Genomic DNA, 13,108 nt, shown 5'->3' with positions numbered 1-13,108 from the left:
GGCCTCGACAAATTAATCGGGCACGAAGCGGCCCGATTAATGCAAGACCAACGCCCGGATGTTAAAAGAGATCGCTGCCCTCACGGGCGGAAACTTCAAGCAGTCCCATAACATAGCCGGCAACAGAGCGGAAAGATATGAGTGAGATTTCACTTTCCCCGGAGCGCCAGAACGCGGCCGCGACCTGCGCCGTGCGGGAGCGGCGGATCTCGCCTTCGGGCAGGGTCGCGATATCGGCGGGCGAGAGCTTCATCACCACCTGATCCGCCTTGTCCCCACGAATGGTAAACATTGCGCGGGCATCCGAGACGTTGACGACCAGCGCGTGATCCCCGGCAAGCGCTTTGGCCAGCCGATCGGTCAGCGCGGGCGCCTCGTCATGAGCGCAGATCAGCAACAGCTCATCCGGGCTCATCCAGGCGATCGAGCGCCCATTTGCGGTCTCGATCCGGCGCGGGCCGGGGACGGGTAGCCTCTCGGCCTTGAGCGCCTTGGCGAGCCCCTTGGCCTCCAGATCGGAGCGGATCGAGATCATGCCCACCAGCCCGGCCTCGGACACGGTGACGAAACCTTCGTGGGTCTGCCCGGAAAGGGCGCTGACAGCCTCAGACATTCTGCTTCTCCCCGTCCTTGTCGTAGAAGACCGGATCGACGATCCGCGCCTTGACCATTTCCTCGCCTTCGCCGGTGAACTCGATCACCTCGCCCATACGGTCGGGCCCGTTCAGCACCAGCCCCATCGCGATCCCCTTGCCGATCGTCGGCGAGTAATAGGTCGAGGTGACGCGGCCTTGCGTGTTGCGCTGACCGTTGGCGTTGAACCCGTCGGCGGGCGCGTGGCTGCCATCGGGGATCACCGATCCGTCGAGCGTCTCGAGGCCGACCAGCTTCCAGCGGTTCGGGTCGGTCATGTGGGACCGCTCCTGCGCGCGCTTGCCCAGATAGTCGGTCTTCTTCTTCGAGAGCGCCCAGTTCAGCCCCAGATCCTGCGGGATCACCGTGCCGTCGGTCTCGTCGCCGATCATGATGAAGCCCTTCTCGGCGCGCATCACGTGCAGCGCCTCGGTGCCGTAGGGCATCACGCCAAGCGCCTCGCCCTCGACCATGAGCGCCTGCCACAGCGCGAGGCCTTGGCTAGCGGGCACCGCGATCTCGTAGCTCAACTCGCCCGAGAAGGAGATGCGGAAGATGCGCGCGTCGAAAGCGCCCAGCTTGCCCTCGGTCCACTTCATGAAGGGCAGCGTCTCCTTGCTGACATCCATGCCGCCCAAGCGCTCCAGCAGTTCGCGCGATTTCGGGCCGACGACGGCGATCTGGGCGTATTGCTCGGTCAGGTTCGCGGTATAGACCTTCCAGTCCCACCACTCGCATTGCAGCCAGTCTTCCATCCAGCCGTGGATGTGATCGGCCCCTCCCGAGGTCGTGTGGCACAGCCACGTATCCTCGTCGAGCCGCGCCACGACCCCGTCATCCATCAGGAAGCCGTTCTCGTTGCACATCAGCCCGTAGCGGCATTTGCCCACCGGCAGGGTCGACATCATGTTGGTGTAGAGCATGTCGAGGAATTTCCCCGCATCGGGCCCTTTCACCACGATCTTGCCCAGCGTCGAGGCGTCGAGCATGCCCACATTCTTGCGGGTATTGGTAATCTCGCGATTGACCGCGTCGCGATGACTCTCGCCCGATTTCGGGTAGCAATAGGGGCGACGCCAATGGCCAACCGGTTCCCAATGCGCGCCCTTGGCCTCATGCCAGGACTGGATCGGGGTGCGGCGCAGCGGCTGGAACAGCTCGCCCTTGGCCTCCGCCGTCACAGCGCCGAGCGAAATCGGCGTGTAGGGCGGGCGGAAGGTGGTCGTGCCGGTGGCCGGGATCGGTTGGCCAAGCGCATCCGAGAGGATCGCGAGCCCGTTGATATTGCTAAGTTTCCCCTGATCGGTCGCCATGCCGAGCGTGGTGTAGCGCTTGGTATGCTCGACCGACTCGTAGCCCTCGCGGGCGGCGAGCTGCACGTCGGAGACCTTCACGTCGTTCTGGTAGTCGAGGAAGCTCTTGAAGCGCAGCGCGTCGGGCGCGCCTGCGGGCATCATCCAGACCGGGGCGAGCGGCGCTTCTTCCCCGGAAGCTGCGCCGATACCCAGACCGCCCATCGCTTCGGAGAGCGTCAGATCGCCATTGGCGGCCCCCACGACCGTCGCCATGCCGGTCCCATCCGCGCCGGTCGGCGGACGGTTGGGATCGGGACGGAACATCGCGCGCGCATCGTCCCAGGTCAGCTTACCGCCGCAATGGGACCAAAGGTGCACGACCGGCGACCAGCCGCCCGACATCGCGACGCAATCGCAGTCGATCATCTCGACCGCACCGCCCTCGCCTGCCTGTGCGCAGATCTCGACGCCGGAGACGCCCTTGCGGCCCAGCACTTTCGCGATGCCGCGCCCTTCGAGGACACGCACGCCGCGCGCTTTCACGGCTTCGGGCAGCGCCCCGTGGGTTTCCTCGCGAGCATCGACCACGGCCGAGACCGTCAGCCCCGCATCGAGGATCGCGAGCGCTGTGCGGTAAGCGTCGTCATTGTTGGTCACGAGCACCGTGCGATCGCCGGGCGAAACGGCCCAGTTCACGATGTAATCGCGCACCGCCGAGGCCAGCATCACGCCGGGCACGTCATTGCCCGCGAAGGCGAGCGGGCGTTCGATCGCGCCCGTCGCGGTGATCGTGTGACCCGCACGGATGCGCCAGAGACGGTGACGCGGACGGCCATCGCCGGGGGTGGTGTCGGCGAGGTTCTCGTAGCCGATGACATAGCCATGATCGTGCAGGCCCGCCGCCATCAGGCGGGTGCGCATCGTGACGTTCTCCATCGAGGACAGTTCGACCAGCGCGCTGTCGATCCAGTTCTGTGCGTCGTGACCGTCGATCTGACCGCCATCGACGGGCGTGCGCCCGCCCCAGTTCGGGGTCTGCTCGATCAGCCAGACGCGCTTGCCCGCGCGACCCTCTTTCAGCGCCGCGGCAAGACCCGCCACACCGCCACCCACGACGAGCACGTCGCAATGGGCATAGACCTGTTCGTAGCGATCGGGATCGGCCTCTTTCGGCACGCCGCCAAGACCTGCGGATTTGCGGATGATGGGTTCGAACAGGTGCTTCCACGCAGCCCGCGGCGCCATGAAGGTCTTGTAGTAGAAACCTGCGGGCAGGAATTTGTAGAAGGTGTTGTTGATCTCGCCGATATCGAAATCGAGCGACGGCCAGTGGTTCTGGCTGGTGGTCTCGGCGCCTTCGAACAGCTCGGTCGTGGTCGTGCGCTGATCGGGCTCGAACCGCGCGTTACGGCCCAGACCGACGAGCGCGTTCGGCTCTTCCGCGCCCGACGCCACGATGCCGCGCGGGCGGTGATATTTGAACGACCGGCCCACCATGACCTGACCGCCGCCCAGCAGAGCCGAGGCCAGCGTATCGCCCGCAAAGCCGCGCATCGGCTTGCCGTTGAAGGTGAAGGCGAGCGGTTTCGCGCGGTCGATCAGACGACCACCCTTGGAAAGACGCGTGCTCATTTATAGCCCTCCCAGTCGGGGCGTTTCGCTTTGATCTTCGCGATCACATCGGCGGGGGGCTCGGTGGTCTGCGCCTTGTAGGTGGCGAAAACCTCGAGCGTGTTGGTGTCGCGCGCCGCCAGGAACCACTTGCCGCAGCCATAGGCATGCCGCCAGCGTTCGAAATGGACGCCTTTCGGGTTCTTGCGGGCGAACAGGTAGCCCTCGAACTCGTCATCCGACGAGCCCGGCCCGAAGCGCTTGAGATGCGCCTCGCCGCCCGGGGCGAATTCGGTTTCCTCGGCGATGACGCCGCAGCAGGGACAGGTGAGGGTCAGCATTTGGGATGCACCTCGCAGTTGGAGAGCGCCGGGAGGGATTTGAAGCAGATCGAAAGGGAGGTCGTCTTCATCAGTGCGCCACCCCTGCCGCGACGCTTTCGTCGATGAAGCGGCCTTCCTTGAAACGGTCGAGCCCGAATTGGTCGGTCAGCGGCGAGTGGCCGCGCGCGATCAGCTCGGCCATGCCATAGCCCGAGCCCGGGATCGCCTTGAACCCGCCGGTGCCCCAGCCGCAATTGACGAAGATGCCCTCGACCGGGGTTTTCGACAGGATGGGCGAACGGTCACCGGTCATGTCCACGATGCCGCCCCATTGGCGCAGCATCTTCAGGCGCGAGATGATCGGGAAGGTCTCGACCAGCGCCCGGGTGGTTTCCTCGACATGGTGCCACGAGCCGCGCTGGGTGTAGTTGTTGAACCCGTCCGTGCCGCCGCCGATCACCATCTCGCCCTTGTCGGATTGCGACATGTAGCCGTGCACGGTGTTGGCCATCACGACCACATCCATGCAGGGTTTGATCGGCTCGGACACCCAGGCCTGCAGCGCCACGCTCTCGATCGGCAGACGGAAGCCCGCCATTTCGGCCATGACCGAGGAGTGCCCCGCGACGACGATGGCGAGCTGTTCGCAGTCGATCTCGCCCTTGCTGGTCGAGATGCCCTGCACCTTGCCACCTTCGGTGCGCACGCCGGTCACTTCGCATTTCTGGATGATGTCCATGCCCATATCGGAACAGGCCCGCGCATAGCCCCAGGCCACCGCGTCGTGCCGTGCCGTGCCGCCGCGCTTTTGCAGCAGCGCGCCCAGCACCGGATAGCGCGGCCCGTCGATATTGATGATCGGCACGAGATCCTTGACCTGCTGCGGCCCGATCCATTCGGTGTCGATGCCCTGCAGGCGGTTCGCGTGCACCGTGCGCTTGTAGCCGCGCACCTCGTGCTCGGTCTGGCCCAGCATCAGAAGGCCGCGCGGCGAGAACATCACGTTGTAGTTCAGATCCTGGCTCAGATCTTCGTAAAGCGCGCGGGCTTTCTCGTAGATCGCCGCCGAGGGGTCCTGCAGGTAGTTCGAGCGGATGATCGTGGTGTTCCGGCCCGTATTGCCGCCGCCCAGCCAGCCTTTCTCGATCACCGCGACATCGGTGATGCCATGCACCTTGCCGAGGTAATAGGCGGTGGCGAGGCCATGCCCGCCCGCCCCAACGACGATGACCTTGTAGCGTTTCTTCGGCTCGGGGGAGCGCCATGCTCGTTCCCAGCCGCGATGGAAGCGCATCGCCTCACGTGCAACGGCAAACATCGAATAGCGTTTCATGAGCGCGCCTCCGAGCAGTCTCGACTCTTTCGCCTTTGTGATGGACCGGGGCGGCGGACGAAAGCCCCCCTGTTGCGGCATCGCAGGGAAAAAAGCGACATGGGCCTGCGACATCGAGTTCCATTCACGCGCTAGACCCTTTCGGCGCGGCGTCATCTCGCCTAAATGGGGAACGAAGGATGAGGAGACGCCATGCTGTTCTGGATTATCGCCGCCGCGCTCGTTGCGGTCATCGCGCTTTTGTTCGCCCTTGCGCTGCTGCGTGGGCGCGGCGAGGACGAGATGGCCCCTGCGGCCTCGTATGACGTGCAGGTCTATCGCGACCAGCTGCGCGATCTGGAGCGCGACCTCGAACGCGGTGTCACCTCTCGCGAGGAGGCCGACCGCGCCAAGCTGGAAATTTCGCGCCGGATGCTCGAGGCCGACCGCAAGGCACAGGCAGGCTCCGATCTGGGCCGCGCGCCGAAAGGGGCGACCATCGCAGTCGTGCTTGGCGTCGTCGTGATTTTCGGCGGGGCATTCGCGCTCTACGATTACGTGGGGCAGGACGGGTACGAGGACCAGCCTATCGGTGTGCGTCTTGCGGATGCCGACAAGCTCTATGACAGCCGCCCCTCGCAGGCCGAAGCCGAGAAAATGGCCAAGGCCCGCGCGACCGCCCCTCAATCCAACCTGGATCCGCAATTCCTCGCACTGATGAAGAAGCTGCGCGAAGCCGTGGCGAAAAAGCCCAACGATCCGAAAGGTCTCGAACTGCTGGCACGCAACGAGGCGACCCTGGGCAACTTCGATGCCGCATGGAAGGCGCAGCAGCGTCTCGTTGCGACCAAGGGAGATTCTGCAACGGCGCAGGATTACGCCGAACTGGGCGACATGATGGCCGTGGCCGCAGGCGGAATGATCACGCCCGAGGCGGAGAAAGTCTTCGCGACCGCACTGACGATGGATCCGAAGAACGGGCTGTCGCTCTATTATGTCGGCCTGATGATGCTGCAGAACGGGCGTGCCGACCGCGCGTTCCGCTTCTGGGACAGCGCATTGCGCAACTCGGAGAATAGCGACCCCTGGGTGCCGATGATGCGGCAGAACATTAACGACCTGGCATGGCTCGCGGGCGAGAAGGACTACACCCCGCCCAGACCGCGCGGCGCGCCCGGCCCGTCGCAGGCCGACGTCGCGGCTGCGGCGGATATGTCGCCCGAGGCCCGTCAGGACATGATCCGCTCGATGGTGGCGCGGCTGAACGACCGGCTCGCGCAGGAAGGCGGCAGCGCGGATGATTGGGCACGTCTCATCTCCTCGCTGCGCATGATCGGCGAGGTCGACCGCGCCGATGCGATCTATGTCGAAGCGAAGGGCAAATTCGGCTCGCGCCCGGAAGACATGGCGAAGATCGACGCGGCCCATCAGGCGCCCGCCGGTCAGGCGCTCAAGGATATGGGTGGCGCCTCGGCGGGGCAAAGCGCACCGCAAGCGGCACCGGCCCTCCCCGGCCCGAGCGCCCAGCAGATGAAGGACGCGCAGTCGATGACGCCCGAGGAGCGCCAGCAGATGATCCAGGGCATGGTCGACGGTCTCTTTGACCGGCTGACCACCGACGGCGGCACGCCGCAGGAATGGGCGCGCGTGATCTCGTCGCTCGCGACGCTGGGCGAGAATGCACGCGCCAAGGAAGCCTGGGGCGAGGCGCAAAAGGCGCTGGCCGACAATCCGGACGCGCTGGCTCAGGTCGAGGCGGCGGCGAAATCGGCAGGTGTGGCGGAATGATCTGCGAGACGATCGAAGAGTTCGCCGAAGCGATCCCGCGCATGGGCGGGGTCGCGGGGCTCGATCTGGGCACCAAGACCATCGGCGTCGCGGTGTCCGACGGGCTGCGCTCGGTCGCGACACCGCTCTCGACGATCAAACGCAAGAAATTCGGCGTCGATGCCGAGGCGCTCCTGAAGATCGTGGCGGAGCGCGAGCTGAAGGGTCTGATCCTCGGCCTGCCTAAGAACATGGACGGGACCGAGGGCGCGCGGTGCCAATCGACCCGCGCCTTCGCTCGCAACCTCAGCCGCCTCACTGATCTGCCGATCAGCTACTGGGACGAGCGGCTGAGCACGGTCGCCGCCGAACGCGCGATGCTGGAGGCCGACATGTCGCGCGCCAAACGCGCCGAGGCGATCGACCACGTCGCGGCCAGCTTCATCCTGCAAGGCGCGCTGGATCGGCTGCACTATCTGGGGGCGGCATGAACGATCCGCAAAACACCGACGACATCTGGAAACGCGCCGAGATCGAGAGCCCCTGCGTCAAGCTCTGCCAGATCCACCCCGAGGCGCGGATCTGCATCGGCTGCTACCGCACGATGGAAGAAATCGGCGCATGGTCGCGGATGACACCCGAGGCGCGCCGCGAAGTGATGGCGGAGCTGCCCGAGCGCGCGCCGCAACTGCGCAAACGCCGGGGCGGACGCGCCGGCCGGCAAGAGCGCTGAGCGCTTAAGCGCCGGCCTCTTTCGCCGGGAAGACGAAGCAGCGATCGCGGCGGATCATCAACCACATCGGCGTGCCGGGCTTCGGCAGGAAGACGTTGGGGACGCTGGCGCGCAGGATCGTGCCGTCGAAATCCATCCGAAACTCGACAAGGCTTTCGCGGCCCAAGAAGCGCGCGCGTTCGACGACGCCACGCGCGGGCGTGCCGTCCTGCGGCGTCGGAGCGGGGCCGCGCCCTGCCCGGTCGAAATCGATCTTCAAATGCTGCGGGCGGATCACGATGTCGATCTCGGTCCCGTCCGCATGGCCCGGCGTCAGGAAATCGCCGAAGGGCGTCACGGTCAGCGCGTCCTGCACCTGCCCCTTGAGCACGTTCACATCCGAGAAGAACGCCGCCGCCGCCCGGTCCACCGGCGCGTTATAAAGGTTATAGGGCGCACCGCGCTGCACGATCTTCCCGCCGCGCATCAGCAGAATCTCATCGGCCATCCGCATCGCCTCATGCGGCTCATGCGTGACCAGAAGAACAGCCGTGTTTTCCTCTTTCAGAAGCGCCAGCGTCTCGTCGCGGATATCGTCGCGCAGGCGCTCGTCCAGTCCCGAGAAAGGCTCGTCCATCAAGAGGATACGCGGCCGGGGCGCAAGCGCCCGGGCCAGCGCCACGCGCTGCTGCTCGCCGCCCGAAAGCCCGTGCGGATAGCTGTCGCGATGCCGCGTGAGCCGCACCTTCTCGAGCAATTCGGTCACGCGGGCGCGCTTCGCCGCCGCATCGCCCTTGAGGCCGAAGGCGATATTCTCGGCCACGGTCAGATGCGGAAACAGCGCGAAGTCCTGAAACATCAACCCGATCGCGCGCTGCTCGGGCGGGATACGGAACACCGTGTCGCAGATCAGCTTACCATCGACGTAGATTTCTCCCGTATCCTGCATGTCGACGCCCGCGATCAGCCGCAGCGTCGTCGACTTGCCGCAGCCCGAGGGGCCCAGCAGACAGGTCACCTGCCCCGCGGGGATCGCGAAGGACACGTCATCGACGACGGCCCGCCCGTCGAACACGCGGCCAAGCGCGCGAACTTCGAGGCGCGGAGGGGGTAATTGTGCGCTCATGCAGCGAAATCTCGACCGAAAGTGTCAGGCAATGCAGGGCGGGAGATAACAGCCCCCCGCCCCCCAAGCAAGCCCGGCAGACCGGCAGACCGGTTTAGATCGAGATGTTGTTCAGCCCGCCGTCGAGCATCACGTTCTGCCCGACCATGAACCCCGCATGGACAGAGCACATGAAGGCACAGGTCGCGCCGAATTCCTCGGGCGTGCCGTAGCGGCGCACCGGGATCGTCGCTTCGCGCTGCGCTTTCGCTTCCTCGACCGAGATACCCTTCGTCTTCGCCGCCGCCGTATCGAGCGACACCGCACGGTCCGTCGCATGAAGGCCCGGCAGCAGGTTGTTGATGTTCACGCCATATTCGGCGACCTGCCGCGAGGTGCCCGCAACGAAGCCCGTCAGGCCCGAGCGCGCAGAGTTCGACAGGCCGAGCTGCGCGATCGGCGCGCGCACGGATTGCGAGGTGATATTGACCACCCGTCCCCAGCGCTGCTCGATCATGGCAGGCAGAACCGCCTGCATCATCGCGATCGGGGCGAGCATGTTCGCGTCGAGCGCCGCGATGAAATCGTCACGCGACCAATCGCGCCAGTTGCCCGGGGGCGGGCCGCCCGCATTGGTCACCAGAATGTCGACCTCGCCCGCCGCGCTCAGCACCGCCGCGCGCCCCTCGGGCGTGGTGATGTCGGCAGCCACGGGCGTCACCGTCACGCCGGTCGCGGCCATGATCTCGTTCGCGGTCGCGGCCAGCGCATCGGCGCCGCGCGCGTTCAGCACGATCTCGACACCCGCCTGCGCAAGCGCCATCGCGCAGCCCCGCCCAAGCCCTTTCGACCCCGCACATACGATCGCCTTGCGGCCCTTGATCCCAAGATCCATCGCGCCCTCTCCTTTGCTGTCATTCTCCGGTGTGCTCCGGCAGGGCCCCGCGCGCGAAACGCCGCGCGCCGCCCTGCCAGCTTCGCATCGGACAGTAGCTTGCGCACGGGGGAGGACAAGCGCGCTGTCGCCGCTTGACCATCGGGAGCAGCCCGCGGTAAGCCGATGCGATCCATCAGTTTCAGACGGCCCGGCAGGGCGAGGGAGAGCGCGTGTCAAACCCGAGCCAGATCGTTCACGTCTTCGAGGCCGAGGATATCTGGGTGACCTCCGGGGCCAATCATGGCGACGCGCTCGGTCTTGCCGAAGACTGCGAACCCGGCGACATCTATCAGCTTCATCGCGCCGCCAAACCGCGCCGCCTCGTGCTGGCCCAGCAAGGCGCCGCGCCCATCGTGGCGACAGGCTCCGAGATCGGCGCGCCGGGCGATGCGCTCGCGCTGATCGCGCGGCACCTGCTGATCACGCCCGAGGGCGACACGGTCGACATTCTGATGATCCGCCACGACGCCACCGGCGCGCTCTATGCGCTGCCGCTTTCGCCGATGGCGGCGCGCTTCGACTACACGCTTCTGGAAGCCAGCGAAGACCCCGGCGAGGCGCTGCTGTCGGACCTCGTCTGCGTGGCCTTCACCACCGGGACGATGATCACGCTGGCAGGTGGCGCGCAGATGCCGATCGAGCAGCTGACGCCGGGCGCACGAGTTCTGACCCGCGACAACGGCCCGCAACCGGTGAAGCTGGTGGCGAAAGCGACGATGCGCGCGCTGGGGTCTTTCGCGCCGGTCGTGATTTCGGCGGGCGTGCTGGGCAATGAAGGCGATCTGGTGATCTCGCCCCATCACCGCGTGTTCCTCTATCGCCGCGGCGTACACAAGCTGGGCGACACGTCGGAGATCCTCGTGCAGGCCAAGCACCTCGTCGATGGCGAGAATGTCTGGCAGCGCGAGGGCGGTTTCGTCGATTACTACGCGCTGGTCTTCGACCGGCACGAAATCATCTATGCCGAGGGCATCCCGGTCGAGAGCCTCATGGTCTCGGAGGCGACGCTTTCGCTGCTTCCAGAGGAACTGGGTCGCGAGATCTCGAACCGCCTGCCCGACCTCGCCCATCGCCAGCATTTCGGCACGGAAGCCACGCGCGAACTGCTGGACCGGATCGGGCGCGAGAAGCTGTTCCGCAAGCGCAAGGACTGAGGGGAGAGGGGGCGCTGCCCGACTGATAGTTGTCAGCTGAATGGCTCCGCTGTCCACAATTGGGTGGGTTAACTTGCGCTCTGCGGGCGTTGCCTCTGCTTCGCCAAGACGCTGCCACTGACAAAGAGAAAGGGCGCGGAATACACCGCGCCCTTTTCCTGCCCGTTTTGCGTGATCTAAGTCTCGTCAGCCTTCGCCGGCGTGGTCCGTTTTCCCGAGCGCAGCGCGTGCAACGCCTTCGTTGCCACGGATGGCGCCAGCCGTCTCGATCCGCTGCGTGATCTCGTCGCGCACGACGTCTGGGCAGTCGGGATGATTTGCAATCCTCTTGGCGTTTGCCTGCGTGGCGGTTTCGCTGAACAGGCGGAAGAACTCGATTGCCTTGGGGGTGCCCGCAAGCTGGGTCAAAACGCTCTCGAGGCTTGCGAAAAGCGCTTTGTTCGCGCGGTCATGTTCGCGGTGCTGATCAAGAGCGATCTGCGCCGTGAGGTTTTCCGCGCGGGCTTTCATTTGCCGTTGGCGGTCGGTCATGCGGTTCCAGTCGATGACGGGATGGCGGTTTTTCTGTGCCATGTAGTCGAGTCCTTTCGTAGCGGTCTTTGCAGCGCCTGCCTCGCGCCTGTCGCGAGGCTTCTTGGTTGCTGATGATGAGGTGGGTTCATCGCGCTTCGCGCGGAAATCGAATTCGCGTACTTTTTCACGCTTACTCATCAGAGCCCCGATCGACGTCGTCGGACTGGGCGCGCGACAAGCGGCGGCGAAGCGCATTCAGCGGCAACGAAAGTGATCTGCGCGCTCGTGCGAGACGCTCCCGGGCTTTGTCGGGCAGCGTTTTCGCGATCTCAAGAAGCGCAGCGTCCGCCGCCTTGATCTGGGTGAACTCATCATCGAGTTCGGCGCGTGCTTCTTTGCGTGCTCGTTGTCGTAGGACCTCGAGCGCACGCCCGAATAGGTGCAGCACCGGCGTTAGTGTTTCGGCTTGAGCGGCCTGTGGCGCCGTCTCGTCCGCGTCGGAGACAATATCCACGCGGCCTTCAGCCACGGCAGCCGCGACATCGAGCACGGACTGTGCGTCATGTTGCTGCTGGGTGACGGTACGCACTTGATCTGCAAGCGCCGATTTTTCGGCAGCGAGGGTTTCCTCAGTCTGCTTCACCGCCTTGTCGCGGCTGGCCAGCTCAATCTCCTGACGCTCGCGCCATTTTCTTGGACTGACGTGATCGCGATGTTCTGGCAACGCGACCTCGGCTCCAGGATCGACCGTCCCATTCGCGCGCGCTTCGCGGACTTTCCTGTTGTGCTGAAGGGCCTCCCGCAGGGCTTGCTTGCGACGCTCGCCGCGCCGGAGCCCAATCGCCGCGAACCATTCACCAACGCTATCTTGCGCTTTTTCGTAACTGCGGATCAGCGGATGAACCGCTGGCTGCAGCATACGCCGACCATCGGTTGTCACTGCGCGGGGAATGATCACAGCGTGGATATGATAGGCTGTTTCGTCGAGGTCGGCGCGTGCATGAACGCAGTCATCGCCGAAGTTCGTCACGAGCCACTCCTTGGCCCGCGTCTCGAATTGCATTTCTCGCGTAGGTCCGCTCTCCCCGAAAAATTCGGTGAGGTCTTTGTCGAACCATTCTTTGTTTACTGTCAGAATGATTTCGCGCAGCGGACCGTGCCGGGTTGCGCGCCAGGGATCGCGCGCCCCCCGGAAAAGCGCATTTTTCAGCTCCGTTTTCCGGCGTCGACGGCGCAACTGCTCGAGTTCGAGGAGATGGTTCGCATGGCGCATGTCTTGGATCTCGTCCCAAGCATCTTGCGCCCAACTCTCGGAGCTGATGAGGCGCCGGTTGTGTGCCATGAGAGTGCGTTCGCAATGGCCGTGGTCGCCCCCACGGCGCATGCGGTGCTTCTCGTAACCCGCAAGATTGCGGGGGTGCATGCCTTGCATGCGCATGACAATTGGGTAGTAGGTTTTCGTTGCTGATGACATAGTCGATCTCCGTGCTTGTGAGATCGAGGTGGGTTCATGTCATTCAGCGCGGAAATCGCTGTGAATTTCCCCCGGTATCTACGCTTGTGTTGGTGGGATCGTTGGAAACGTAGCAAACGATTGGTAAGCGGTGTCTGAGCGGCACGTTGTCTGCGCCGGCGCGGACTGCGAGGTGATACCCATCTCAAGATGGGAGTGCGTTTCGCAATGGATGCTCAGACTGCGTTTCTCAGATCGCTGGGAGTTGAGATCTTCGAGAGCGGGCACCGCCG

The 13,108-nt window shown here is 65.0% G+C and carries 12 protein-coding genes; 4 read left to right on the top strand and 8 right to left on the bottom strand.

Annotation, left to right across the window (positions count from 1 at the left end):
- Positions 1-61: 61 nt before the first annotated feature.
- The 4 genes from F8R15_RS12270 to F8R15_RS12255 all read right to left on the bottom strand — a co-directional run bounded on the left by F8R15_RS12270 (position 62) and on the right by F8R15_RS12255 (position 5,195).
- Complete coding sequence (locus F8R15_RS12270) at positions 62-613, bottom strand: sarcosine oxidase subunit gamma (protein ID WP_152844775.1); 552 nt, start codon at positions 611-613, stop codon at positions 62-64.
- Positions 606-3,560: a sarcosine oxidase subunit alpha family protein gene (locus F8R15_RS12265; protein WP_152844774.1), complete on the bottom strand. Its 2,955-nt coding sequence runs from the start codon at positions 3,558-3,560 to the stop codon at positions 606-608. The genes F8R15_RS12270 and F8R15_RS12265 overlap by 8 nt, the downstream gene beginning before the upstream one ends.
- Positions 3,557-3,880, bottom strand: a complete 324-nt coding sequence (locus tag F8R15_RS12260) for a sarcosine oxidase subunit delta (RefSeq protein ID WP_078548063.1) — start codon at positions 3,878-3,880, stop codon at positions 3,557-3,559. Before F8R15_RS12260 ends, F8R15_RS12265 begins: the two co-directional genes overlap by 4 nt.
- A gap of 70 nt (positions 3,881-3,950) precedes the next feature.
- Positions 3,951-5,195, bottom strand: a complete 1,245-nt coding sequence (locus tag F8R15_RS12255; protein ID WP_078520286.1) for a sarcosine oxidase subunit beta family protein — start codon at positions 5,193-5,195, stop codon at positions 3,951-3,953.
- 192 nt (positions 5,196-5,387) lie between these two features.
- On the opposite strand from F8R15_RS12255, the gene ccmI reads away from it, so the two are divergent.
- The 3 genes from ccmI to F8R15_RS12240 are packed head-to-tail and all read left to right on the top strand — an operon-like array spanning position 5,388 to position 7,674.
- Positions 5,388-6,962 carry a c-type cytochrome biogenesis protein CcmI gene (ccmI, locus tag F8R15_RS12250; protein ID WP_152844773.1) on the top strand — a complete coding sequence of 525 codons (1,575 nt, stop codon included), beginning with the start codon at positions 5,388-5,390 and terminating at the stop codon, positions 6,960-6,962.
- Positions 6,959-7,432: a Holliday junction resolvase RuvX gene (gene ruvX, locus F8R15_RS12245; protein WP_152844772.1), complete on the top strand. Its 474-nt coding sequence runs from the start codon at positions 6,959-6,961 to the stop codon at positions 7,430-7,432. Before ccmI ends, ruvX begins: the two co-directional genes overlap by 4 nt.
- Entirely contained in the window at positions 7,429-7,674 is a 246-nt protein-coding gene (locus F8R15_RS12240) for a DUF1289 domain-containing protein (RefSeq protein ID WP_152844771.1), read from the top strand. Before ruvX ends, F8R15_RS12240 begins: the two co-directional genes overlap by 4 nt.
- A gap of 4 nt (positions 7,675-7,678) precedes the next feature.
- On the opposite strand, the gene F8R15_RS12235 is transcribed toward F8R15_RS12240, so the two are convergent.
- Both F8R15_RS12235 and F8R15_RS12230 read right to left on the bottom strand, forming a co-directional pair.
- Positions 7,679-8,779: an ABC transporter ATP-binding protein gene (locus F8R15_RS12235; RefSeq protein ID WP_098411657.1), complete on the bottom strand. Its 1,101-nt coding sequence runs from the start codon at positions 8,777-8,779 to the stop codon at positions 7,679-7,681.
- Between the two features lie 94 nt (positions 8,780-8,873).
- Positions 8,874-9,653, bottom strand: coding sequence for an SDR family oxidoreductase (locus F8R15_RS12230; RefSeq protein ID WP_152844770.1), 780 nt, complete (start codon positions 9,651-9,653; stop codon positions 8,874-8,876).
- A gap of 212 nt (positions 9,654-9,865) precedes the next feature.
- On the opposite strand from F8R15_RS12230, the gene F8R15_RS21790 reads away from it, so the two are divergent.
- Entirely contained in the window at positions 9,866-10,849 is a 984-nt protein-coding gene (locus F8R15_RS21790; protein WP_368731046.1) for a Hint domain-containing protein, read from the top strand.
- 186 nt (positions 10,850-11,035) lie between these two features.
- Here F8R15_RS21790 and F8R15_RS12220 read toward each other — a convergent pair whose 3' ends face one another.
- Both F8R15_RS12220 and F8R15_RS12215 read right to left on the bottom strand, forming a co-directional pair.
- Positions 11,036-11,560, bottom strand: a complete 525-nt coding sequence (locus tag F8R15_RS12220) for a hypothetical protein (RefSeq protein WP_152844769.1) — start codon at positions 11,558-11,560, stop codon at positions 11,036-11,038.
- Positions 11,553-12,836 carry a plasmid recombination protein gene (locus F8R15_RS12215; protein WP_152844768.1) on the bottom strand — a complete coding sequence of 428 codons (1,284 nt, stop codon included), beginning with the start codon at positions 12,834-12,836 and terminating at the stop codon, positions 11,553-11,555. Before F8R15_RS12215 ends, F8R15_RS12220 begins: the two co-directional genes overlap by 8 nt.
- Between the last annotated feature and the right edge of the window lie 272 nt (positions 12,837-13,108).

This window comes from Thioclava sp. JE_KL1 (assembly GCF_009296265.1).
Lineage (GTDB): Bacteria > Pseudomonadota > Alphaproteobacteria > Rhodobacterales > Rhodobacteraceae > Thioclava.
The sequence above is the reverse complement of the archived record's forward strand: the minus strand, read 5'-3'. Positions and strand labels throughout refer to the sequence as shown.